We start from the raw sequence: 24110 nt of genomic DNA on the forward strand, positions 1-24110 counted from the left end.
GTTGCGGGCCATCTTTCAGGAAGCCTTCCTTTGAAGGATCGCGCATGCACAGCGACACGAGCCCGGCCACGGCGCACAGGGCGGTGACGTACCAGTAGAACATGCTTTCGATGCCCGCCTGCTTGAGCCAGAGCGCCACGTATTCCGCCGAGCCGCCGAAGATCGCATTCGCCAGCGCATAGGACAGGCCCACGCCGAGTGCGCGCACGTGCACCGGGAACATCTCCGCCTTGATCAGGCCGCTGATCGACGTATAGAAGCTCACGATGCAGAGCGCCGTGACGATCAGCGCAAACGCCGCCAGCGGGTTGCTGACATCCTTGAGCGTGTCCATGAGCGGCACCGTGCACAACGTGGCGAGCGAGCCGAAGCAGATCATGGACTTGCGCCGCCCGATGCGGTCGGAGAGGGCGCCGAATAGCGGTTGCAGCAGCATGAACACGAACAGTGCGGCCGTCATCACGTGGCTGGCGGTCTTCGCGTTCATGCCGGCCGTGTTGACGAGATACTTCTGCATGTAGGTCGTGAACGTATAGAACACGAGCGACCCGCCGGCCGTGAAGCCAAGCACGGTCACAAAGGCGCCCTTGTGCCGCCAGAGCCCGCTGAACGAGCCGGCCTCACTGCTGCGGCGCGACTCGGCGGTGGTGGTTTCGTCGAGCGAGCGTCGCAGCAGGAGCGCGATGACCGCCGCCGCCGCACCTACCAGGAAGGGAATGCGCCAGCCCCACGCCTTCAGGCTTTCGGTGCTGAGCGTCTGCTGCAGGATGACCAGCACGAGCAGTGCGCAGAGTTGCCCGCCGATCAGCGTGACATACTGAAACGACGCATAGAAGCCCCGCCGGCCTTCGAGCGCGACCTCGCTCATGTAGGTTGCGCTCGTGCCGTATTCGCCGCCCACCGAGAGTCCCTGAAACAGACGCGCGACCAGCAGCAACGCGGGCGCCAGCGCGCCTATTTCGGCATAACCGGGCAGCAGCGCGATGACGAGCGATCCGCCGCACATCATCAATACCGACACCATCATCGACGCGCGCCGTCCGTGCTTGTCCGCGAGACGGCCGAAGAACCAGCCGCCAATGGGACGCATCAGGAAGCCTGCGGCAAATACGCCTGCGGTGTTGAGCAGCTGCGTGGTCGTGTTGCCCGCGGGAAAGAAGGTGGACGCGAAGTAAATGGCGCAGAACGAGTAGACATAGAAGTCGAACCACTCGACAAGATTGCCCGACGACGCTCCGACGATTGCCACGATGCGGCGCCGTGTGTCGTTTGGGCGAGGCGTTTGCGGTGCGGTTGATTCGGTCATTGTTGATTTATCTCCATGGTTGTCATCAAGCAGGTGGATTCAATGAGTGCTTTTGGGAAAGTCTTATTTGTTATGTCGCCACAATAGGAATATTTAGAAAAATCCTAAGTCACGCTTATTAAAGTCAAAAAATTAAGTCATCTTTTATACAGGATAAAAAACGCTTATTTCTATAAAAATTCATCGCATCGACGCGGGAAATAAGGTCGACCATGACATTCCGTCACGTCAAAAAGACGGCGCGAAATCACCATTCATTCAATGAAATTTCCTTGCGGAGTTCTTATGACTTCCATTTCCAGTGACTATTCGAGAAGCCTTCAGACGCAAAGCGGGAGCAACGATATGTCGGAGGATCCGCAGCCGGCTGCGCCTTCGCAGGGCTCCGGGCCTGCGGGAATGCAGCCGGGCTCGCAAGATGGGTCTGGCTCGCCAGCCGCGGAGGCGGAACCGGGTTCTCAAGCCGCGGCCGCGTCGTCGGGGTCGCGGAATTCGGAGGATGCGCAAGCGGATGGTGCCTCGCAGCCGGCATTGCCTTCGTCGGAGGTGCAGGCATCGCAGACGGCGCGGGCTGCGTCGGACGAGCCCGTCACCGGCCAGAACGGTGGCCCGGCCAGACTGGGGACTACGCACCGCCTGGCACTCTCGCAGACGTCGTACGGCAGCGATGCTGCGGAAACCCCGAGCGCGTCGCCGACGTCCCGAGGCTCGGCGGCGCAGGACAGATCGGACGCTTCACAAGCCGCGCCGACAGGGTCTTCGGCGGAACACGACCCGTTTGACGGCATGAGCCCGCGAGCGCTCGCCAGGAACCTGGTCATGAACAGCGATGCAGCGGAGGCCGGCGACCGCTTCACAGCCGCCCTCGGCGGCGCCACGAAGGACATTGAAGGGAACCAGGACACGACTGATCATATGATCGAGGCGGCGAAGGCGTACAACGATTTCGAACAGATCACAGGCAGTACAAAACCGACTGACGATCAGCAAGACCGGGAGAACCGCCTTACCTACGGGCTCATGCATGCGAAAGATACGGATACGCTCGACACCATCGCGAAGGATTCCAAGGTGGATCTGACGCCTCTGAACAAGGACCATAGCCTCGCGCAATATGGCAAGTACGGAAAGACGGCGAGCGGCTATATACGTTCCATCATCTTCGACGAGGGGCGTTTCAACCGATCCGAGGTGTTGAAGGGCACACCCTTCAGCAAGTTCCAGCGTCCGGGAGTGAGTGTGCTCGATCCCATCGGCAAAGGCCCTCGGCTCGGCATTCTTGCCGGTACGCGCGCCAACTCGGCGGGCAGCAATTTCACTTCCGGATTCTCGTCTTTCCAGTCCGGCTTTCAGAAACTGCGGGACCATGAAGATCCGACCGACGACTTTCTGAAGGGCGGCGCGGCGATCGGGCAGGGCATCAATGACATGACCGTCGGACTGGGGGCCGATGTCGGGCGCCATCTGGTCGTGATGCGGCAACTGGAGCGTGCACAGGCGTCGGGACCGGTGAATGGCTCGAACGGTGCTGGCAAATCGACCAATGGAGGCACTCCGGCTAACAAGGCCGGATCGGGATCGCAGCCGGATGATCAAAGGTCGATCGTTTCCATGGACCGGGAGATCGACACGCGCAATGACGCCATGAACGCGAAGTTCGACGAGGCAGTCACGGCGCGTCATACAGAACTCGAGGATCAGATCACGAACCAGGTCGCGAGCAGCAATCGCGACGCTCAGCCGCTCGCACTGCAGGATGCCGTGTCCGAGAGGTCTGGCGAGTACGTCGCCATGCAGAAGCTGGGCGTCGACCTCAAGCAAAGCGGGGACGAAGAGGCGAGAGCGGCGCACGCGAACCTTCGTAACATCGACGCCGAGTCACAGGTGCAGATGCGCAGACTCAACGACATGGGCTATGACTCAGCGGAGGCGGCCCGCAATTCCGGCGATCGCAGTGCATTGGAGTCGCTCAAGCGGCTCGATGACCTAGGCAAGCTCAAGCATGAAGCCTACGACCAGTTCAACTTCGCGATGGCCAATCGGGAAGCGCTGATCACCAAGGGCCTGCCCGCACTCAAGGAGTTGGGAGAAGGCCTGAAGGCGCCGACGCAAGAGGCCCGGCAGATGAAGTTTGCGGAATGGAAGAACAAATATGGCGAAATGTTCGAGAAATATCAGAATTCGTTTCTCTCGCACACAGACGCTTATCCGGATTGGTTCAAGATTTCCAAGCCGCTGCGCACGGAAATCTTGCCTTCGGGAATCAACACGGCGTTGGGTGCGGTCGGTTTCGGCGCTTCTCTCGACAGTTATCTCAAGAAGCAGGCCAATGGCACATTGACGACGCAGGACAAGCTGAATCTGGGCGGACAAACGTTCACCCTGCTCGGCGGCGCCGTGGGTCTGGTTCCAGTCGTCGGTCCACTCTTCAGCATTGTCTTCACGACGGCGGGCGTCGTGCTGAACGGTCTTGCCGACGGATATCAGGATTGGCAGAACGCCGAGGCGCAACAGGCGCTGTTGAACAAGATGCGGGACAACTGGAACCGGGAGCATCCTGACCAGGAAATCGCCGAGCCGTTCGAAGGCGATTGATTTTCCTTCCGATCCGCCCGGATCACCTCCGGCCGCCGGCCCCCGACCGCGCGGACAAAGGGCCGCGCGCGGCCGCTAGCGGCCCCCGTGCTGGTCGGTCAGCGCGGGCGTGGAAGGCTCCCGCCCGGAGTCGCCGAGGATGCGCGGCGTCTGTCCGCGCGACCAGCCGCATACGCCGAAGCGATCGAGCAACGCCTGAACGCCGTCGGCCGACACGGGGCGCGAGAACAGGAAGCCTTGCGCTTCCACCGGACCCAGCGCCGCGAGCCACGCGATCTGCTCGTCGCGTTCGGTGCCTTCCACCACCACCGTCAGGCCGAGCGAACGCGCGAGATTGATGATGGCCGATACCATCACGCACACGCTGCGGTCCTCGGGGATCGCTTGAATGAACGAGCGGTCCACCTTGAGCGTATCGACAGAGAAGCGGTTCAGATACGACAGCGACGAATAGCCGGTGCCGAAGTCGTCCAGCGCGATGCGCACGCCCAGGCGCTTCAGCGCGACGATCTTCTCCTGCACGAGCTCGGGGTATTCGACCATCACGGTCTCGGTGATCTCGAGTTCGAGCTTGTCCGGCGGAATGCCGCTTGCCTCGATCGCGCGCGCGACCGTCTCCAGCAAGTCGCCGCGCCAGAACTGCACCGCCGAGATGTTCACGGCCAGCGAGAGCCCCGTATAGCCGTCCTGCTGCCATTGCGCGAGCTGCCTGCATGCGGTGTGGATCACGAAATCGCCGACCGCGACGATCAAGCCGGTGGATTCCGCCACCGGGATGAAATCGTTCGCCGGAATGAGCCCGTGCTGCGGATGGTTCCAGCGCACGAGCGCCTCGAAGCCGGTGATGCAGCGGCGCGTCAGGTCGATCTTTGGCTGATACACGAGGAACAGCTGCTCCTCGGTGAGCGCGACGCGCAGCTGCTGTTCCCACTTCATCAGGTGATCCGCGCGATGCGACAGCTGCGGCGAATAGAACTGATAGCAGTTGCGGCCCGCGTCCTTGGCGCTGTACATCCCGAGGTCGGCCTTTTTCAGCAAGTCGATCTCGCTTTCGTTCGACACCGAGAACAGCGCAATGCCGATGCTCGCATGCAGCACGAACGCGCTGCCGCGCACGTCGAAGGGGGTGGCGAACATGGTGGAGATGTCGTCGGCCAGCGTGACGGCGCGCTGCTCGACTTCGTCGCCCTTTACGACCACCACGAACTCGTCGCCGCCGATGCGCGACAGCGTGCCGCTCTGGCCCACCGTCTCCGCGAGCCGCGAGGCCGTCATCTGCAGGACGATGTCGCCGGCATTGTGGCCGAGCGTGTCGTTGACGGTCTTGAAGTTGTCGAGGTCGATGAAGAGCAGCGCCAGCCGCCCGATGTTCTCCTGCTGCGCGACATCCTGGCGCAGCGCGCGCAACGTGGAGTAGCGGTTGCGCAGGCCGGTGAGCAGGTCGTATTCGACCAGATGCGTCATCTCGCGTTCGCGCCCGAGCAGCTTGCCGATCAGGCCGGTTGCGACCGCGAAGAAACCGAGCATCGCAAGCGAGATGAAGCCCGCCATCAGCAGATAGACGTTGCGCGTGTGGTTGTAGTCGATCATCTCCTCGCGTTCGGAGAGACCGACGAGCACGCCGAGCGGATAGCCGTCGATGTGCCGGTACGACACGATGCGCTTCACGTGATCGATGGGATCCACGTAGATGCCCGACGCGTGATCCAGCGTGGGGTACACGCCGCTCGCGGTGAAGTCCGCGCGGGCGCGGCTGCTCGCCGCAGCGCTTGCATCGCCCGGGTTGCCCTGTGCGGCCGCGTTGGCGGCCGCGGCACCATCGGCGAGGCCGCCGCCCGTGCTGCGCGCAAGCACCGAGCCGCTGTCCGACACCACGGCGATCACGCCCTCGCGGCCGATCGACGCGACGTTGTAGAAGTCGCTCGTGAAATAGGCCGGGTCTTCCGACACGACCACCACGCCCGCGAACGAGCCATCCGGATGATTGAGCCGGCGCGTGAACTGCAGCGTCCACAGGCCGGACACGCGGCCGCGCACTGGGCGGCTGACGTAGAGGAGGTCGTCGTTGGAATGCGCGTGGACCTTGAAGTGCTCGCGGTCCGACAGATCGATGGGTTTCGGATGCGGGTCCGAGGTGTTGCCGACCAGCGTGCCGTATTCGTCGATCAGCGAGACCTGTACCAGCGTGTCGCTCTGCACGACGCCTTTCTCGACGGTGGCGATCAGGTCGAAGTTGTCAGGCGATTTCTCGTATTCGTATTTGACGAAACGGGTGATCTGGTCGACCTGATGAATGGCCTTGATGGCGTGCTGCTCGAGCGCCGCTGACAGTATGGCGGCGGAAGACATGGATTCGTGCGTGGTGGCTTCGCGCTCCACCGAGAGCCGGGCGAAGATGACCGCCCACAGCAACACCAGCACAAAGGTGCCCAGAACCGGAATGGCCAGCAGCGCCCGCCGCCGCCGCGCCGCCGGGGCGCTTGTGAGGGTGTCCGGGACGGCATGCGTGCGCGCCCGCTTCATGGCGCTCCCTGCAACGCTGGATCGCGTAGCGGCTGACGTGCTGCGAACTGCGCGAAGTGGATGAAGCGATGCATGTGCGGAGGCGTTCGGCCGAAACGAGTGACTATACCGCGCGCAATACGCCGCGGCTGAGGGATGGACATTCTTTGGCAGATCCTGTTCGCGGCGTCATGCAGGCGCGCGGCTTTCGCTGTGCGCACTGCGCCTGGCAACGCCCGCCGATGTCCTGGCGCGCCGGCGCGGAGCCGCTGAAGGATGCTTCGAGTCTGGATTCGGGGCTGCGCCCCTGCCGGCCTGGTCACGTTGCCGCCGCCACGCCCGACGCTATTTTGATCCCCATTGGTCAGATATTAGCGAAGCCTCCTCCTTTAAGAAAGAGGCCGCCCTTGGGGGTATACGCGCGCCGGGGTAAATGCACAGGTCATTGTTTCAGCAACGGAAATTCCCATCGATCACAGTTACCGAGTGGCCGCCGATCCATGCCGGCGCGCCGTCGTCACGGTTGTCTTCATGGTCGTCCTCATGGTCCTCCTCATGGTCCTCGTAAGTGACGCTTACGCGGCCGTCGCGGCCAAGCACGGTGCCCTGACGAACCGTGTAGTGTGCGCCCGGACGCTTGCCCTGCTGCGTCAGCAGCGTGGCGAGCGCGGCATTCGCGCTGCCGGTGACCGGATCCTCGATGTTCTCCGCCCCCAGCAGGAGCGCGCGCAGTTCGAAGGTCGCCGGTCCGCCGGGCGCGTGCGGCCCGTAGACCACGATGCCATGCGTGCCCGTCTCTTCGACGATTTGCCGGACCGCTTCGCGCGACTCGCCCGCCAGCGTCAGCGCAAGACACTGCGCCGCGTCGCGCACGCGCGCCACGAGCCAGGGCGCGCCGTTGTCAACCGCGGCGGGCGGCGCTTCGGGATCGAGTGCGGCGGGGGCGAGCGCCGCCGCGAGACGCGCGCTCTGCGCCGCGCTCAACGGCGTGATGCGGGCCGGCGGCGCGGCGAAGGCCCACTCGCCGCCGGCGCGTTCGGCGAGCGGCACGAGTCCGACGCCGCATTCCTGCACCAGCCGTCCGGGCGTCTTCGGCGTGTAGCCGGCGTCGATGAGCGCGTGCGCGCTGCCGAGCGTCGGATGCCCGGCGAACGGCAATTCCACCGCGGTCGTGAAGATGCGTACGCGGTAGTCGGCGCGGGGATCGGTCGGCGGCAGCAGGAAAGCGATTTCGGACAGATTGGTCCAGCGCGCGATCTCCTGCATGCGTTCGGTCGAGAGGCCGTCGGCATCGAAGATCACGGCGAGCGGGTTGCCCTTGAACGGCACAGAGGTGAAGACGTCGACCTGCTTGAACTGGACTACGCGTTCAACGTTGTGTGAGGACATGAGCTTGTGTCTCGCTGAAGCAGAGCATAAAAAAACCCGACGCGTCGCTGCGTCGGGTTTCGCGGATGAACAAGCGAACGGGACGCGCGCTTCAGGCGACTTCGGCGACTTCCGCGATCAGCTCGATCTCGACGCACGCGCCGAGCGGAATCTGCGCCACGCCGAAGGCGGAGCGCGCGTGCTTGCCGGCATCGCCGAACACGTCCGCGATGAGTTCGGACGCCCCGTTCGTCACGATGTGTTGTTCCGTGAACTCGAAGGTCGAGTTCACGAGGCTCATGACCTTGACGATGCGCTTGACGCGGTTCAGGTCGCCGACGTGCGCGTGCAGCGTCGCGATGAGGTCGATGGCCACGCTGCGCGCGGCCGCCTTGCCTTCTTCCGTGGTGATGTCGGCGCCGAGCTTGCCGGCGTGCACCTTGCCGTCCTTCTTCGCGATATGGCCGGACAGATAGACCGTGTTGCCGCTCTGCGCGCTCATCACGTAGGCGGCCGCCGGCGCGCCTGCCGTGGGCAGGTCGATGCCGAGTTCCTTCAGCTTGTCGTACACATTCGATGCCATCGGTTGCTCCTTGACTTCAAGCGGGTGAAGGGGCGCGCGGCGCCCCGGAAATTCAGAGGCTCGCGCGGATCAGCGCGCCGAGCCGGCCGACGCCTTCGTCGATCGTCGCGGGCGGCACCGTCACGAAGGACAGGCGCAGCGTGTTGTGTGCGGCTTCGTTGGCGTAGAACGGACCGCCCGGCACGAAGGTCACGTTCTGCGCGACGGATTGTTCGAGCAGCTTCATCGTATTGATGTGCTTCGGCAGCGTCAGCCACACGAACATGCCGCCCTCCGGACGATTCCATTCGACGCCGGCGGGCATGTGGCGTTGCAGTGCGTCGAGCATGGCCTCGCACTGATCGCGATACAGCGTGCGGATCTTCGGCACGTGCTGGTCGAGGAAGCCGTCCTTCACCACTTCGTAGACGATGCGCTGCGTGAGGCTCGGCGTATGCAGGTCGGTGGCCTGCTTGGCCTGCACGAGTTTGAAGTGCAGTTCCTCGGGCGCGATGATGTAGCCCACGCGCAGGCCCGGCGCCAGCACCTTCGAGAACGAGCCGAGATGCACGATGTGATCCGGCGCCATCGAGAGCAGCGTGGGCAGCGGGGCGCCGGCGTAGTCGAGCGCGCCGTAGGGATCGTCTTCGATCACCGGAAAAGCAGCGGTCTTCGCGAGGGCGGCAAGCGCCTGGCGACGCGCGAGCGGCAGGCGGCGGCCGGTCGGATTCTGGAAATTGGGCTGTGCGTAGAGCAGGCGCGCGCCGGCGGTGAGCGCGGCGTCGAGGCCTTCGGGAATCAAACCGGATTCGTCGGTGGGCACCTGCACGTAATCAGGCTCGAACAGCGAGAACGACTGGAGCGCGCCGAGGTAAGTCGGCGTCTCGACCAGCACGCGGCTGCCCGGATCCACCAGGGTTTTGCCGAGCAGGTCGAGCGCCTGTTGCGAGCCGGTCGTGATCAGCACCTGCGACGGACGGATCGACGCGCCGTCCACCGAGTAGCGAGCCGCCACCCATTCGAGCAGCGGCAGGTAGCCTTCGGTCGCGCTGTACTGGAGCGCCGCGGACGGCTGGTCGCGCAGGATGCGCTCGGAGGCGTGCCGCATTTCCTCGACCGGAAAGGTCGCGGGCGAGGGCAGGCCGCCCGCGAAGGAAATGACCTCCGGCCGCTCCGTAACTTTCAGGATTTCGCGAATCGCCGAGCTGGTGAGCTTGCGGGCGCGTTCGGAGAGTTGCCACGGGGTGGCGCGGAGATCGGCTTGATTCATGGGGTGCCTCGGTTGGCTTTGGAGTGGTCCCGCGTTGGGTCAGAAATCGGGGTGCGCGGGCGAGCGGCGCTCGCGCAATCCAGCATTATCGCGCGAGCGCGTCATCTTGCGTGCGTTGGGCCGGCGGCGGGCGGCGACGCTGCCTGAGTCTGCGGCGGCGCGGGACGCACGGCGGCGCGGCGGCCGAGCACGACGGTCACGATCACGGCGCCCGCGTACAGCCACGTCGAGCCGCTCACGTGTTCGCCGAAGAACAGCGCGGAGAAGGCCATCGTGAAGAAGATCTGCAGCAGCTGCACCTGGCCCACGCGCGCGATGCCGCCCATCGCCAGGCCGGCGTACCACGCGAAGAAGCCGAGGAACTGCGAGAACAGGGTGACATAGCCAAAGGCCAGCCACACCTTGAGCGAGAGCGGACCGGGATGCGTCGCGTGATGCGCCCAGGCGAGGCCGCCGACCGGCACGAGCAGGAACGGCGCCGACAGCACGAGCGCCCAGCAGATCACCTGCCAGCCGCCCATCTGGCGGGCGAGCCGCGCGCCTTCCGCGTAGCCGAGCGCGCCGATGCCGACCGCGATCAGCATCAGCAGGTCGCCCGCTTGCAGGCCGCCGCCGCCCGCCTGCAACGCGAATGCGACGACGATCGCGCTGCCCGCCAACGCGCTGGCCCAGAACATCTTCGACGGCCGTTCGTGCGAGAGCCAGGCGGCATAGATCGCGACGCACAGCGGCTGGAGACCGTTGACCACCGCGCCGTGCGACGCGGGCACGTATTTCATCGACCAGGCGGAAAACACCGGAAACGCGATGATCACGCCCAGCGACACGACGGCCAGGCTCTTGACCTGTGGCCAGGTGGGCCACTTTTCGCGCCGCCAGGCGAGCAGCGCGGCGGCGGGCAGGGCCGCGACGAGCGCGCGGCCGAGACCGTTGAGCAGCGGATGCACCTCCGCGACGACGATGCGCGTCATCGGCAGCGTCAGGCTGAAAATGACGACGCCGATCAGGCCGAGCAACATGCCTTCGGTTTCGCGGGTTCTCATCGTGGGGTGTCTCCTCGGATCGGCTCTCAGATGTCTTGTTGGGGTGTGCCGGGCAGGTCGAATTGCTGCGGTGCCTGCGTGTCGGTTTTCTTCGCGCGGCGGCGTTTGGCCGCCTGAAGCGCCTCTTCCTCGCGCGCCTGGGTCTGTTCCGCGGATTCGCCGAGCGTGAGCGTCGAGCCGTCCGGCAAGTCGAATTCCGCCACCAGCACGGGCGCGCCCGAGGTCGCCTCGATGTGTATCAGGTGCGCCGCGCCGAGCCACGCGAGCTGTTCGGCGATGCGCGCGGCATCGGGATGAAAGCCGCTCAATGCGCGCAGCGCGATGCCGCTGGGCGGCAGCACGTCGCTAGGCAGCAGCGGCGTGTCCCACTGGATCAGCGACGGCAGCACGCCTTGTCCGGCGCCTTGCCACGCGGGGAACGCGCCGTCGTCGGGAACGGTCAGGCCCCAGGTATTGGCGCCGCGCGACATCGCCGCGACCGGCGCGATGCGTTCGGGATACTGCTCGCGCCAGCGCGTCAGCGACTTCGGCCGCTCCACGCGCGCCACCCAGTGCACGAGCTGCGGACCGTGTTCCGCGATGCGCTGCTGCTGCGCCGGATCGTCCAGCGCGAAGAGACGCGGCCGCGGCGCTTCCACGGCGGGCGCGGCCGGATCGATGGCGATCACTTCCAGATAGGCGCCGCCCCACAGGTTCAGCAGGCGATTGTGCGTGCGCATCGACGGATGCGCGCCGCCGGGCGCGGTTTCCACGCCGAACTTCGCGGCGACGAATTGCGCGCCTTCCTCGAGCGTGCGCGCGGCGATGACGAGGTGGTCGAGTTTGAGTCGGGAATCGGTCATGACAGGCGCGGTTGGACGGGAAGGGCCGCCTGGCATGACGCAACGCTCAGCATTCCGGCGACCCGAAAGGAGAATGTAGCGTCTCCTACCATAACAGTAACGGTACAATCGACCCAGCCGTGTTCGGTACAGTTTTTGATGATCCCGGATAGTTCGGCAACGCATCGGCAACCGCCCGGAGGTCCGCATGTCCGTCCCGCTCGACCAGATTCCCGCCCCGCACGACGCCGCGCAGCTCACGCTCGTGGATCAGCTCGTGCAATGGGGCCGCCGCCGTATCGACGAACGCGTGTTCCGGCCCGGCATGCGCATGCCGTCCATCCGCAAGCTCGCGCTCGACAAGGGCGTGTCGCGTTTCACCGTCGTCGAGGCCTATGAGCGGCTCGTCGCGCATGGCTATCTGGATTCGCGCCGCGGTTCCGGCTTCTACGTGCGCGAGCGGGCGGCGCCGTCGCTTGTCGCCCGGGGCGAGGCACCCGCCGCCGCTTCGGAGCGCGAGCCGTTGCAGAACACCATCGACGTGGTCTGGCTGCTGCGCAACATGCTGCACACGTCGAGTCCGGAGAAAGGGCCGGGCCTGGGCTATCTGCCCGGCCGCTGGCTCGATGGCGAACTGATCACCAACGCCCTGCGCGCGCTGTCCCGCCTGAGTGGCGCGCACATGCTCGGCTTCGGCACGCCGCAAGGCTTTCTGCCGCTGCGCCAGCAATTGCAGACGCGGCTGGAGGAACTGGAAATCGGTGCATCGGCGGCGCGGCAGATCGTGCTGACCTCGGGCATCACGCAGGCCATCGACCTGATCGCGCGGCTCTATGTGAAGCCGGGCGATGCGGTCATCGTCGGCGATCCGGCGTGGTTCCAGATGTTCGGGCGCTTCGCGTCGCAGGGCGCGCGGCTCGTCGGCATGCCGTACACGCCGGACGGCCCCGACCTCGACGCGCTCGAAACGCTCGTCGCCACCTGGCGGCCGAAGATGCTGATCATCAACTCGGTGTTGCAGAACCCGACCGGCACCTCGCTGACGGCCGCGCAAGCCTACCGGATCCTGCAACTGGCGCAGGAATACGACTTCATCGTCGTCGAGGACGATGTCTACGGCGACCTGTGCCCGACCAACTTCCCGGCCACGCGCCTGGCCTCGCTCGACCAGTTGAAACGCGTGATCTTCCTGGGCAGCTTCTCGAAGACGCTCGCCGCGAACCTGCGGGTCGGCTATATTGCGGCCGCGCCGGACGTCGCGAAGGCGCTGGCCGATCAGAAGATGCTCGTCGGCATGACGAGCCCCGAGCTGAATGAACGGGTCGTCTACAAGATCCTGACCGAAGGTCACTATCGGCGGCATGTCGAACGTCTGCGCACGCGGCTCGACGGCGTGCGCGACAAGACCGCGCGCATGCTCGAGAAGACCGGCCTGCGGCTGTTCTCGACGCCGTCGGCGGGCATGTTCCTGTGGGCGGACGCGGGCGTCGATTCCGACGGTCTCGCCGCCGCCGGCCACGAAGCCGGTTTTCTGCTGACGCCGGGCAGCCTGTTCTCGCCGCAGCAGTCGCCGACCACCTGGATGCGTTTCAATGTCGCCAATTGCGGCGATCCGGCGCTGCCGGAACTGCTGTCGAATTATCTGGACCGCGCGTCGCGGCGCAGCGCGTGACGCTTGATGCTAACGCCTTCGTCCCGGCAGATTGCGCCGCGCGGACGGGGCGCGGATGAAGTCCGCCAGCACGGTCTCGAACAGCGTGAGCGCGCCGGGCATCTGCCGGTAGCGCTGCTCGTAGAGCCGGTTCTGGCCGTCGCAGAAGCGCAGCGCGAAATAATCCGCGAGCAGGTTGCCTTGCGCTTCCATGTTGAAGTCGGCGAGACGCTTGCCGACGGCCAGCCGGTACGCGTAGGACAGTCCGATCCGAAACGCGCCGCGCCATCGGACCGGATAGCCGAGCTGGAATTGCCAGACGTGCGTCATCTCGTGGATGAACCCCATGCGCTCGCCCAGGTCGCAGCACGAGAAATCATCCCGGAAGCAGGCGCGTGGAAAATACAGTTGGCCGTTGGGCGCCATGGCGGTGCGCGGCGGCTGCAGGCCGAACGGCAGATAGGCGCGGGCATGGACGCGCACCGCCGCATAGTCGATGGCGTCGCCGAACACGAGCTGCGCCATGCCGGTTTCGCCCGGCGTGAGCGGACGGCCTGGCGGTGCGCGGCGTGGCAGGAGCGGCATGACGGTGCGGGGCGGGCTGCGGCGAGGTAAAAGACCCATCATAAGGCGCTGTCTCGAATGGCCCTTGAAAAACGCCGGATCGCCCCGATATCGCTCGGATTGCCGGCACGGGCGGCGCGCGTTTCGCCACCTGAGCCGTCAGCATCACTTCAACACAGATAAATCAACACAGAGGACCCGGACATGGCGCAAGAAACCATGAGCTTTCAGGCAGAAGTGAAACAGCTTCTGCACCTGATGATTCATTCGCTGTACAGCAACAAGGAAATTTTCCTTCGCGAACTCATTTCCAACGCGTCCGATGCCGCCGACAAGCTGCGCTTCGAGGCCCTCGAGAACAGCGCGCTGTACGAGAACGATCCGGACCTGCGCATCCGCGTGTCGTTCGACAAGGCCGCGCGCACCGTGACCATCGACGACAACGGCATCGGCATGAGCCGTGACGAAGCCATTTCGCATCTCGGCACGATCGCGCGTTCGGGCACCAAGGAATTCTTCTCCAAGCTTTCGGGCGACCAGCAGAAGGACGCGGCGCTGATCGGCCAGTTCGGCGTGGGCTTCTATTCGGGCTTCATCGTCGCGGACAAGATCACGGTCGAAACGCGCCGCGCCGGGCTGCCGGCGGAGCAGGGCGTGCGCTGGACCAGCGCGGGCGAGGGCGACTTCGAAGTCGAGGAGATCGAGCGCGCGCCACGCGGCACCACCATCACGCTGCATCTGCGTGCCGATGAAGACGACCTGCTGTCGTCGCACAAGCTCAAGTCGATCATCCAGAAATACTCGGATCACGTCGCGCTGCCCATCCTGATGAAGAAGGAAGAGTGGGACGCGGAAAAGAGCGAGATGGTCACGCAGGACGAAGACGAGACCGTCAACCAGGCGAGCGCGCTGTGGACGCGTCCGAAGAGCGACATCAGCGACGAGCAATACACGCAGTTCTACCAGCACATCTCGCACGACCACGACGAGCCGCTCGCGTGGACGCACAACCGTGTCGAAGGGCGCAGCGAGTACACGCAACTGCTGTACGTGCCGAAACACGCGCCGTTCGACCTCTGGAACCGTGAGCATCGCGGCGGCCTCAAGCTGTACGTGAAGCGCGTGTTCATCATGGACGACGCCGAGCAACTGCTGCCCGCATATCTGCGTTTCGTGAAGGGCGTGGTGGATTCGGCGGACCTGCCGCTCAACGTGTCGCGCGAAATCCTGCAGGAAAGCCGCGATGTGAAGGCGATCCGCGAAGGCGTGACCAAGCGCGTGCTGTCGATGCTGGAAGACATCGCGAGCGCATCGGCCGAAGCCACGGATGACGCCGGCAAGCAAAAATACGCGAGCTTCTGGAGCGAGTTCGGCCAGGTGCTGAAGGAAGGCGTCGGCGAGGACTTCAGCAACCGGGAACGCATTGCGAAACTGGTGCGCTTCGCCTCGACGCACAGCGACAGCAGCGAGCAGACCGTTTCGCTCGCGGAGTATGTCGCGCGCATGAAGCCCGAGCAGACGAAGATCTACTACGTGACCGCCGACAGCTGGCAGGCCGCGAAGAACAGCCCGCATCTGGAAGTGTTCCGCAAGAAGGGTGTGGAAGTGTTGCTGCTGACGGATCGCGTCGACGAATGGATGCTGTCATTCCTCAATGAATTCGACGGCAAGCCGCTCGCGAGCGTGGCGCGCGGCGACCTCGATCTCGGCGCGCTCAACGACGAAGAGAAGCAGCAGCAGGAGAAGGTCGGCGAGGACATGAAGCCGCTCGTCGAGAAGATGAAGGAAGCGCTGGAAGGCAAGGCGAAGGACGTGCGGCTCACGTTCCGTCTCACCGATTCGCCCACCTGCCTGGTGGCCGACGAAGGCGACATGAGCGGCTATCTGCAACGCATGCTGAAGGCGGCGGGCCAGCAGGCGCCGGAGATGCAGCCGATTCTGGAAGTGAATCCGGAGCATCCGCTCGTGAAGGCGCTCAGCGCCGACAATGCCAACTTCGCGGACTGGTGCCATCTGCTCTTCGATCAGGCCATGCTGGCCGAAGGCGGCACGCTGGAAGATCCGGCGAGCTTCGTCAAGCGGACCAACGCGCTGCTGCTCGCGCGCTGAAAGCCCTGACGCTGGGTTGAAACAGGCGCCGCCGGGAGACCGGCGGCGCCTGTTTTCATTTGCGCTTGCGCTCCTTGTTCGATTGCGCGAGCACGGACGCAGCGAGCGTCTTGGTATCCGGAGAATACTTGGTGCTGTGGAGCACTTCGCTGGCTTTGTGCTCCATCTCGGCGCTGGTTTGCTTGCGCGTATGCGTCTGAGCCAATGCGGACGCGGCAAGGCTCTTCGCCGTCGCCGATGCCTTCGGATCATGCAGTGTTTCCGCCGCCAGATGCGCAACCGGTTTGGAAGTCTGTTTCTTGTTTGCCGACATTTGATTTGCCTCTCAAGATGAAGCCGGTGCGGCACGCGACCGGCATTTCAGTTTCCGCTTCTGAAATGCCCGAGACCATACGAATTCTCCTAAGCTGCAGTCGGCATACGTGTAAGGCGGGCGTTGGCGGGCGGCCTTTATAATCGCCGCCATGTCCATGCCGACCGATCCCACCGACGCGCACTGGCGCGTCGTCCCCTGTCCCGTTCTCTCCGATGCTCAACAAGACTGGCTGACGCGCGGCGGTTCGCTGACCGCGCATCTGCGCACGCTCGGCGCCGTGACCGTCGATGTCACGCGCGAAGCCGTCAGTCTTCCCTGGCTGGATGAAGCCCGCGCACTCGGCATTACGCCGCGTACGCCGGTGTGGCTGCGCGAAGTCGCGTTGAAGGTCGAAGGCACGCCCTTCGTCGTGGCGCACAGCATCGTGCCGCTGGCGCACAGCACGGGCGTGTGGCAGTCGATGCGCCGTCTGCGCACGCGCCCGCTCGCGGAACTGCTGTACAGCGACAGCAGCGTGTCGCGCTCGGCGCTCGCGAGCCGCAGGCTGACGGCGCGCCATCCGCTCTACCGGTTGGCCCTGCGGCAGCCGCACGACGTGTCCCATGCGCTGGTCGCGCGCCGTTCGGTGTTCGAGCGGCACGGCGCGCCGCTGATGGTCACTGAATGCATGCTCGATGCGCTATGGGCCCGCCTCGACGGCTTGCACGGTCCGCACCGGCGCGAACACGCGCGCGCGTACGGGCATCTGAGTTCGCACGCGAAGCGCGTCGTGCGCGGCGAAGCGAAATGACGCTCGCCGGATTCGAGCCGATCGGCGATCACGCCACTCATACGCTGATTCTTGGCAGCTTTCCGGGCGTCGCCTCGCTGGCGGCGGCTCAGTACTACGCGCATCCACGCAACCAGTTCTGGCGGCTGGTGGGCGTGGCGATCGGCGAGCCGCTGCACGAACTCGCCTACGACGACCGGCTCGCGCGGCTTCTGGCGCATGGCATCGGCCTGTGGGACGTGCTGGCGGCCTGCGAGCGCGAGGGCAGCCTCGACAGCGCGATTCGCCATGCGTCGCCGAATGACTTCGCGGTGTTCCACACGCGCTTTCCGGCGCTGCGCCGCGTCTGCTTCAACGGCAAGACCTCGGGCCGGTTCGCGCCGGTGATCGGCGCCGCGGGCTATGCGACGCGGGTGCTGCCGTCGTCGAGCGCGGCCAATGCTATGCTCTCGTTCGACCAAAAACTGCGTCTCTGGCGCGACCTCCTCACCCATGACGACACTGATCAAACGCGCGTCCGCTGAAGCCCGCGCGTTCGGACGCAAGCAGGACTCGAAGAAGCACAGCAAGCAGAAGCGCGCCGCGCGCGAGCACGATGACGACGATCTCGCCCACGCGCCGCGCATCGAGGCGCCGCGCAAGCCGCGCTTCGCGCCGGTGACGTTCTCGGAAGAAGGCGGCGTGCGCTATCTGCACTTCGGCACGGAATGGGTGCAGGGCGCGATGCGGCTGAGAAAGCCCGATCACATCGAACTCGAATACGTGCAGCAGATGATGGCCTGGCTGCTGTTCATCGAGACGCCGGAGCGGATCGTGCAGCTCGGACTGGGTGCGGCGGCGCTCACCAAGTTCTGCTACCGCTTCCTGAAGCGCGCGAAGGTCGAGGCGGTGGAAGTGAATCCCGCTGTCGTGATCGCGGCGCGCGCGATGTTCGATCTGCCTTATGACGACGCGCGTCTCACCGTGACCGAACGCGATGCCTGGGAGTTCGTCAACGATCGCGCGAATCACGGCACCATCGGCGCCCTGCAGATCGACGTGTACGACGCCGCCGCGCAGCGCCCGGTGCTCGACAGCGTGTCGTTCTACCGCGCCTGCCGCGCGTGCCTCACGCCGGCGGCGGGCGTCGTGACGATCAACCTGTTCGGCGATCATCCGAGCTTCGTGCGCAATATGCGGCATCTGAACGAGGCGTTCGATCAGCGCGTGATCGCGCTGCCGGAAGTGCACGACGGCAATCGCGTCGCGCTGGCATTCGCGGGGCCGGCGCTCGACGTGCCGTTCAGTGCGCTCGACACGCGCGCGAAGCTGATCGAAGATCAATTGGGTGTGCCCACGCGCAAGTGGGTCAAGGGTCTTGCCGAAAGCGCGGGCCTCAAGCCGGGCGAATCCTTCCGGATCTGACGGCGCACCGTGTGACCACCGTGCGGCACCGTGCTGGACGTGCGTTCCAGCATGGTTACAAATGTCTTTCAAATCAGGGGAATAGTCGGGAATCCCCTTGCTTGACCGGCACTTAAGGGTCCATATACTCCTCCTGTTATTTCGGGGCGCTTTCAACGGCCGCCAGGCCAGTAAAGTGGCGTGAGAACCGATACGACAACCGGCACGTCATCCGTCCGGACCGTAGACCAAAATCAAACAAGAGGAGAGGACCGTTCATGGCTCAAGAAGCTGCGACCGGCACTGGACAACCGCGCAACAAGCACTGGCTGTGGCTTTTGATCCTTCCGTGGATCGGTGTGGTATGGGTGCCGTTTTATAACAAGATCGAGCCCGTGTTGTGGGGCTTTCCGTATTTCTACTGGTATCAGCTGCTGTGGGTGCTGATCAGCGCGGTGATCACCGCGGTCGTCTATCAGAAGACCAAGGCGTTGCCCTCGGGCCGCAAGAGCGGAGGTGCGCGATGATGAATTCCACCGCAACCTTCGTCTTCGTCCTCTTCTTCGTTGGCGTCACGATTCTCGGCTTCATCGCCGCGCACTGGCGCAAGGGCGATCTCGCCCAACTCGATGAATGGGGTCTCGGCGGCCGTCGCTTCGGCACCATCGTGACCTGGTTCCTGCTCGGCGGCGACCTCTACACGGCCTACACCTTCGTCGCGGTTCCGGCGCTCGTGTTCGGCGCGGGCGCAACCGGCTTCTTCGCGCTGCCGTACACCATCCTCATCTATCCGTTCGCGTTCGTCGTGTTTCCGAAGCTGTGGAGCATCGCAAAGCGTCACGGCTATGTGACCGCCGCCGACTTCGTGCATGCCCGCTACAACAGTCGCATGCTGGCGCTGGCCGTCGCGGTGACCGGCATCGTCGCGACCATGCCGTACATCGCGCTGCAACTGGTCGGCATCGAAGTGGTGATCGGCGCGCTCGGCTTCTCCACGCAAGGTCTGGTCGGCGATCTGCCGCTGATCATCGCCTTCGCGATTCTTGCCGCGTACACCTACACCTCGGGTCTGCGCGCACCGGCGATGATCGCCGTGGTGAAGGACGTGCTGATCTACATCACCATCATCGCCGCGATGATCGTGATTCCGGCGCAGCTCGGCGGCTTCGGCCATATCTTCGGCATCGTGCCGCCGGAGAAGATCCTGCTGAAAGCGCCCGACGCCGCGAGCCTCAACGGGTACAGCGCCTATGCGACGCTGGCGGTGGGTTCCGCGCTCGCGCTGTTCCTGTATCCGCACTCGGTCACGGCCATCCTGTCGTCCAATTCGGGCAACACGATCCGCCGCAACATGTCGCTGTTGCCCGCGTACTCGCTGGTGCTCGGCCTGCTGGCGCTGCTCGGCTACATGGCGCTCGCCTCGGGCGTGAAGGACATGCCGGAATACGCGCCGTACTTCAAGGCCTACGGCGCGAACTTCGCCGTGCCGGCGCTGTTCCTGCATTACTTCCCGTCGTGGTTCGTGGGCGTCGCGTTCGCGGCGATCGGCATCGGCGCGCTGGTGCCGGCGGCGATCATGTCGATCGCGGCCGCCAACCTCTACACGCGCAACGTGCACCGCGAATTCGTCAATACGTCGATGACGCCGGAGCAGGAAACCAACGTCGCCAAGCTGGTGTCGCTGATCGTGAAGGTCGGCGCGGTGGTGTTCATTCTCGCGCTGCCGCTGACCTATGCCATCCAGCTGCAACTGCTCGGCGGCATCTGGATCATCCAGACGCTGCCCGCGCTGGTGCTGGGCCTCTACACGCGTGTGCTCGACCATCGCGGTCTGTTGATTGGCTGGGCGGCGGGGATTGGCGTCGGTACCTGGATGGCCGTGTCGTTGCAGCTGAAGGGCTCGATCTATCCGCTGCATCTGTTCGGCTATGTCGTGCCGGGCTACGCCGCCGTGTGGGCGCTGATCGCCAACCTGATCGTGTCGATCGCCGTGAGCCTGCTCGTGCGCGTCCTGGGCCTCAAGCGCTCGGAAGACCGCACGCGTCCGGAAGATTATCTGGACATCGTGGAAACCTGATCTGGCAGCCTGTGCCACGCCGGACGCTCACCCGGCGCGGCTCGCGAAAAGCTGGTAAAACGCCCGTAGCAGCCGCTGGCCGCTACGGGCGTTTTGTTTGGGCGACGCACGCGGCAGCCGGACGAACCACCCTGTTCATCGACGCGAGCGAACCATGTTTTCTCCGACATCGACGTCAGTCAGACACGGCCGTCTGTCGCGTCTGTTCAGCTGGATTGCATCGCCGTACTTTCGCTATCGCCACGCCAACCTGATTCATGGCGTGCGGGTCGCGCTTGCGGTGGCGATGTCGATTGCCGTGACCACCGGCATCGACGTGCCGCACGGCATTTGGGCGACAGTCTCGGTGCTGGTGGTCGTCGGCGGCTTGCAGCATTACGGCAACATCCGCAAGAAAGCCGCCGAACGTGCGATCGGCACGATGCTCGGCGCGGCGTTCGGGCTCGTGCTCATTGCCGCGCAGGCGCTGACCGGCTCGCTGATGCTGTTCTTCGTGCTGATGTGCGCGATTGCGGGCGGCTGCGCCTACTACGCGATCGGCAAGGCGGGCTACGTCGCGCTGCTCACGGCGATCACGATGGTCATCGTCTCGGGCCACGGTGACCTGCCGTTCACCACGGGCCTGTGGCGCACGGCGAACGTGATGATCGGCGTGGTGATCGCGCTCGGCTTCTCGTTCGTGCTGCCGCAATACGCGACCTATTCGTGGCGCTACCGGCTCGCCGACAATCTGCGCGAAGGCGCGAAGATCTACGGCGCGCTGCTCGAAGGCGTGCCGCTGCTGCCGGAAGCCATGGCGAAGCGCTTCTTCCGGATGAGCCAGCGGCTCGTGCAATCGCGCGGCCTGCTCGAATCGGTATCCAAGGAAACGGACCTGCCGATGGCGCGGCTCGAAGAAATCCAGCGCCTGCATCGCGCGATGCTCGCGGCGCTCGAAATGCTCGTTACGTCGATGCCAGAAGTGACATCCGTAGGCGGACATCGTTTTGCGCTTGGCTGCTCGCCGGGCGAAGTCGCGGTGCGCCGGCAGTTGCTGCAGATGGCGCGCGCGCTGCGCTTCGGCCGCGTGAACCTGCTGCATCATGCGCTGGAGACCGCCGCCGTTGACGCGACGGTATGCGCCGAGACGCCCGGCGATCACGTCACGGAAGGCATGCACTGGCTCGCGATGCGCTTCGTCGAGCAGGCGGAGCGCTTGCGGCTGCGACTGTCGGAAGTGGAACGGCGGTGGAATATCGAGGGCGCGCGGCCGTTCGGCGCGTGAATCCCGCCAGGCGCGGGTGGAAATGAAAAAGGACCGCGCACCGGATCGGTGCTGCGGTCCTTCGTGTCTCAGACCCAGCCGGCGTTATTGCAGCGCGGTGATCAACTTCTCCAGCTTGACTGCGTCGGCGGCAAAGGCGCGGATGCCTTCCGCGAGCTTCTCGGTGGCCATGGCGTCGTCGTTGACGGCGAAACGGAAAGTCGGCTCATCCACCGCGATTTTCTCGACGTTCTCGTTCTTGCTCGCTTCCGGCGACAGCTTGCGCTCGACGGTGTCGTTGCTGTCGGCGAGCTTCTTGAGCAGGTCGGGGCTGATGGTCAGCAGGTCGCAGCCAGCAAGTTCCGTGATCTGGCTCACCGTGCGGAAGCTCGCGCCCATCACCTCGGTCTTGTAGCCAAACTTCTTGTAGTACGCGTAAATGCGGCGTACCGAGTGCACGCCCGGATCGTTCGCGCCGCCGTTCTTGACTTCGTCCCAATCGGCGCCGGCCGACTTCTTGTACCAGTCGTAGATGCGGCCGACGAACGGCGAGATCAACTGCGCACCCGCTTCGGCGGCGGCGACGGCCTGCGCGAGCGAGAACAGCAGCGTCATGTTGCAGTGGATGCCTTCCTTCTGCAGCACTTCGGCGGCGCGGATGCCTTCCCATGTCGAGGCCAGCTTGATGAGCACGCGCTTGCGGTCGATGCCGGCGTTCTCATACAGCTTGATGATCTCGCGGCCCTTGGCGATGGAGGCCTGGGTATCGAACGACAGGCGCGCGTCGACTTCGGTCGAGACGCGGCCCGGGACGATCTTGAGGATTTCGGTGCCGAACGCGACGAGCAGATTGTCGATGATCTGCGGCATCGGCTTCTTCGCGTGCTCCTTGACCGTATTTTCGAGCAGCGGCTTGTAGTCGTCCTTCTGGACGGCCTTCAGGATCAGCGACGGATTGGTGGTCGCATCCTGCGGCTTGAATGCGATGAATTGCTGGAAATCGCCCGTGTCGGCGACGACGGTCGTGTATTGCTTGAGCTGGTCGAGAGCGGATGTCATGTCGAGTCTCAGACGCGTGGCGCCTTGTCAAAGTGCGGTAACGAACCCGCGGATTGCCCATGATTGCGACGCCGCGCGGCGATTTTGAAAACGACTGCCATCGCGCGGCGCGCCCCTGAAAACCATTCCGTCATTCTAGTCCCGCGCGCGGGAAACGCGCTGATCCCGTGCGCGGACTGTTCCGGCGCGTCCGGTTCGACCGGGCGCCGGCTTGCGCGTTCCTTGCGCACTTCTCGTGCCGTCGCGCGGCATCCTCGCAATCGGCGGACGAATCAGGCCCGCCGGGCGTTGAGCACCAGATGCGTCGCCAGGCCCGCGATCAGCCCCCAGAACGCTGGTCCGATCGACAGCAGCGTGAGTCCTGACGCCGTCGTCATGAAGGTGACGAGCGCCGGTTCGCGCTGACGCGGATCCTGCATCGCATTCGTGAGGCCGCTCATGATCGAGCCGAACAACGCGAGCGCCGCCACCGAGACGACCAGCGCCTTCGGAAACGACGCGAACAGCGCGGCGATGGTCGCGCCGAACACGCCGGCGACGAGATAGAACACGCCGCACCAGACCGCTGCCGTGTAGCGCCGGTTGTGGTCCTCGTGCGCTTCGCGGCCGGTGCAGATGGCGGCCGTGATCGCGGCGAGATTCACGCCGTGCGAACCGAACGGCGCGAGCAGCAGCGAAGCGAAACCCGTGGCCGAGATGAGCGGGGCGGACGGTGTGGTGTAGCCGTCGGCGCGCAGGACGGCGATGCCGGGCACGTTCTGCGAGGCCATCGCGACGACGAACAGCGGAATGCCGATGCTGATCGCCGCCGACACGGAGAACGCGGGCATCGTGAAGACGGGATGCGCGAGCGCGACGTGAAAGCGCGAGAAATCGAGCAGCCCGAGTACGCCCGCCATGACCACGCCCGCGCTGAGCGTCGCGGGAATCGCGTAGCGCGGCGCGAAGCGCTTGCCCACGAGATAGGTGAAGAACATGACGAGCACGAGCGGCGTCTGCGTCTGCGCGGCGTGGAAGATCTCGATGCCGATCTCGAACAGGATGCCCGCCAGCAGCGCCGCCGCAATGCCGCCGGGGATGCGCTTCATCAGCGTGTCGAACCAGCCGGTCAGGCCGACGGCGGTCAGCAGCGCCGCGCACACGACGAACGCGCCGATCGCTTCCGCATACGGGACGTTCGGCAGCGAGGAGACGAGCAGCGCGGCGCCCGGCGTGGACCAGGCGATGACGATCGGCGCGCGGTAACGCAGCGACAGGCCGATGGTGCACACCGCCATGCCGATCGACAGCGCCCAGATCCACGACGAGATCTGCGCATCGCTGAGATGCGCGGCCTGGCCAGCCTGAAACATCAGCACGAGCGAACTGGTATAGCCCGTCATCATCGCGACGAAGCCGGCGACGATGGTGGACAGGGACGAGTCGAACAACGGGCGCAGCGCGACGGGCGCCGCAGACGGGACTTTCATGGT

The 24110-nt window shown here is 65.0% G+C and carries 19 protein-coding genes and 1 pseudogene; 9 read left to right on the forward strand and 11 right to left on the reverse strand.

Annotated features, from left to right (window positions below):
* Window positions 1–4: 4 nt before the first annotated feature.
* Window positions 5–1306: pseudogene (locus tag QCE63_RS05610) on the reverse strand (MFS family transporter); the annotation flags it as partial.
* A 285-nt stretch (window positions 1307–1591) separates the two neighbouring features.
* On the opposite strand from QCE63_RS05610, the gene QCE63_RS05615 reads away from it, so the two are divergent.
* Complete coding sequence (locus tag QCE63_RS05615; protein ID WP_309831327.1) at window positions 1592–3901, forward strand: hypothetical protein; 2310 nt, start codon at window positions 1592–1594, stop codon at window positions 3899–3901.
* Window positions 3902–3976: 75 nt separating this feature from the next.
* Here the strand turns inward: QCE63_RS05615 and QCE63_RS05620 are convergent, their stop codons facing one another.
* The 6 genes from QCE63_RS05620 to QCE63_RS05645 form a co-directional block, all read right to left on the reverse strand.
* The gene (locus QCE63_RS05620; RefSeq protein ID WP_309831329.1) at window positions 3977–6424 is read right to left on the reverse strand and encodes an EAL domain-containing protein; all 2448 of its coding nucleotides are present in this window, start codon (window positions 6422–6424) and stop codon (window positions 3977–3979) included.
* A gap of 429 nt (window positions 6425–6853) precedes the next feature.
* Window positions 6854–7792 (reverse strand): PhzF family phenazine biosynthesis protein, encoded by a 939-nt coding sequence (locus tag QCE63_RS05625; protein ID WP_309831331.1) that lies wholly within the window; start codon window positions 7790–7792, stop codon window positions 6854–6856.
* 91 nt (window positions 7793–7883) lie between these two features.
* Window positions 7884–8354: a RidA family protein gene (locus QCE63_RS05630; RefSeq protein WP_309831333.1), complete on the reverse strand. Its 471-nt coding sequence runs from the start codon at window positions 8352–8354 to the stop codon at window positions 7884–7886.
* 52 nt (window positions 8355–8406) lie between these two features.
* Window positions 8407–9603, reverse strand: coding sequence for a PLP-dependent aminotransferase family protein (locus QCE63_RS05635; RefSeq protein ID WP_309831335.1), 1197 nt, complete (start codon window positions 9601–9603; stop codon window positions 8407–8409).
* A gap of 101 nt (window positions 9604–9704) precedes the next feature.
* Complete coding sequence (locus QCE63_RS05640; protein ID WP_309831337.1) at window positions 9705–10646, reverse strand: DMT family transporter; 942 nt, start codon at window positions 10644–10646, stop codon at window positions 9705–9707.
* A 26-nt stretch (window positions 10647–10672) separates the two neighbouring features.
* Window positions 10673–11488 (reverse strand): VOC family protein, encoded by an 816-nt coding sequence (locus QCE63_RS05645; RefSeq protein WP_309831339.1) that lies wholly within the window; start codon window positions 11486–11488, stop codon window positions 10673–10675.
* A 187-nt stretch (window positions 11489–11675) separates the two neighbouring features.
* On the opposite strand from QCE63_RS05645, the gene QCE63_RS05650 reads away from it, so the two are divergent.
* Window positions 11676–13139, forward strand: coding sequence for a PLP-dependent aminotransferase family protein (locus QCE63_RS05650; protein WP_309831341.1), 1464 nt, complete (start codon window positions 11676–11678; stop codon window positions 13137–13139).
* Between the two features lie 9 nt (window positions 13140–13148).
* Here QCE63_RS05650 and QCE63_RS05655 read toward each other — a convergent pair whose 3' ends face one another.
* A complete protein-coding gene (locus tag QCE63_RS05655; protein ID WP_309831342.1) occupies window positions 13149–13703 on the reverse strand; it encodes a Rhs element Vgr protein in 555 nt (184 codons plus the stop codon).
* 183 nt (window positions 13704–13886) lie between these two features.
* Here QCE63_RS05655 and htpG point away from each other — a divergent pair, with 183 nt between their 5' ends.
* Complete coding sequence (gene htpG, locus QCE63_RS05660) at window positions 13887–15791, forward strand: molecular chaperone HtpG (RefSeq protein ID WP_309831346.1); 1905 nt, start codon at window positions 13887–13889, stop codon at window positions 15789–15791.
* A 55-nt stretch (window positions 15792–15846) separates the two neighbouring features.
* Here htpG and QCE63_RS05665 read toward each other — a convergent pair whose 3' ends face one another.
* Window positions 15847–16104 (reverse strand): hypothetical protein, encoded by a 258-nt coding sequence (locus tag QCE63_RS05665; RefSeq protein ID WP_309831348.1) that lies wholly within the window; start codon window positions 16102–16104, stop codon window positions 15847–15849.
* 151 nt (window positions 16105–16255) lie between these two features.
* Between QCE63_RS05665 and QCE63_RS05670 the strand changes: the two genes are divergently transcribed.
* The 6 genes from QCE63_RS05670 (at window position 16256) to QCE63_RS05695 (ending at window position 21600) form a co-directional block, all read left to right on the forward strand.
* The gene (locus QCE63_RS05670; RefSeq protein ID WP_309831350.1) at window positions 16256–16897 is read left to right on the forward strand and encodes a chorismate lyase; all 642 of its coding nucleotides are present in this window, start codon (window positions 16256–16258) and stop codon (window positions 16895–16897) included.
* Window positions 16894–17400, forward strand: coding sequence for a DNA-deoxyinosine glycosylase (locus QCE63_RS05675; RefSeq protein ID WP_309831352.1), 507 nt, complete (start codon window positions 16894–16896; stop codon window positions 17398–17400). The genes QCE63_RS05670 and QCE63_RS05675 overlap by 4 nt, the downstream gene beginning before the upstream one ends.
* Entirely contained in the window at window positions 17369–18280 is a 912-nt protein-coding gene (locus QCE63_RS05680; RefSeq protein WP_309831354.1) for a spermidine synthase, read from the forward strand. Before QCE63_RS05675 ends, QCE63_RS05680 begins: the two co-directional genes overlap by 32 nt.
* 257 nt (window positions 18281–18537) lie before the next feature.
* A complete protein-coding gene (locus tag QCE63_RS05685) occupies window positions 18538–18786 on the forward strand; it encodes a DUF3311 domain-containing protein (RefSeq protein ID WP_309831356.1) in 249 nt (82 codons plus the stop codon).
* Window positions 18786–20336, forward strand: coding sequence for a monocarboxylate uptake permease MctP (mctP, locus tag QCE63_RS05690; protein ID WP_309833697.1), 1551 nt, complete (start codon window positions 18786–18788; stop codon window positions 20334–20336). Before QCE63_RS05685 ends, mctP begins: the two co-directional genes overlap by 1 nt.
* Window positions 20337–20490: 154 nt before the next feature.
* The gene (locus QCE63_RS05695; protein WP_309831358.1) at window positions 20491–21600 is read left to right on the forward strand and encodes an FUSC family protein; all 1110 of its coding nucleotides are present in this window, start codon (window positions 20491–20493) and stop codon (window positions 21598–21600) included.
* 84 nt (window positions 21601–21684) lie between these two features.
* On the opposite strand, the gene tal is transcribed toward QCE63_RS05695, so the two are convergent.
* Window positions 21685–22638 (reverse strand): transaldolase, encoded by a 954-nt coding sequence (gene tal / locus QCE63_RS05700; protein WP_309831359.1) that lies wholly within the window; start codon window positions 22636–22638, stop codon window positions 21685–21687.
* A 272-nt stretch (window positions 22639–22910) separates the two neighbouring features.
* A complete protein-coding gene (locus tag QCE63_RS05705) occupies window positions 22911–24107 on the reverse strand; it encodes a benzoate/H(+) symporter BenE family transporter (protein WP_309831361.1) in 1197 nt (398 codons plus the stop codon).
* Window positions 24108–24110: the final 3 nt, after the last annotated feature.

The organism is Caballeronia sp. LZ065, assembly GCF_031450975.1.
Lineage (GTDB): Bacteria > Pseudomonadota > Gammaproteobacteria > Burkholderiales > Burkholderiaceae > Caballeronia.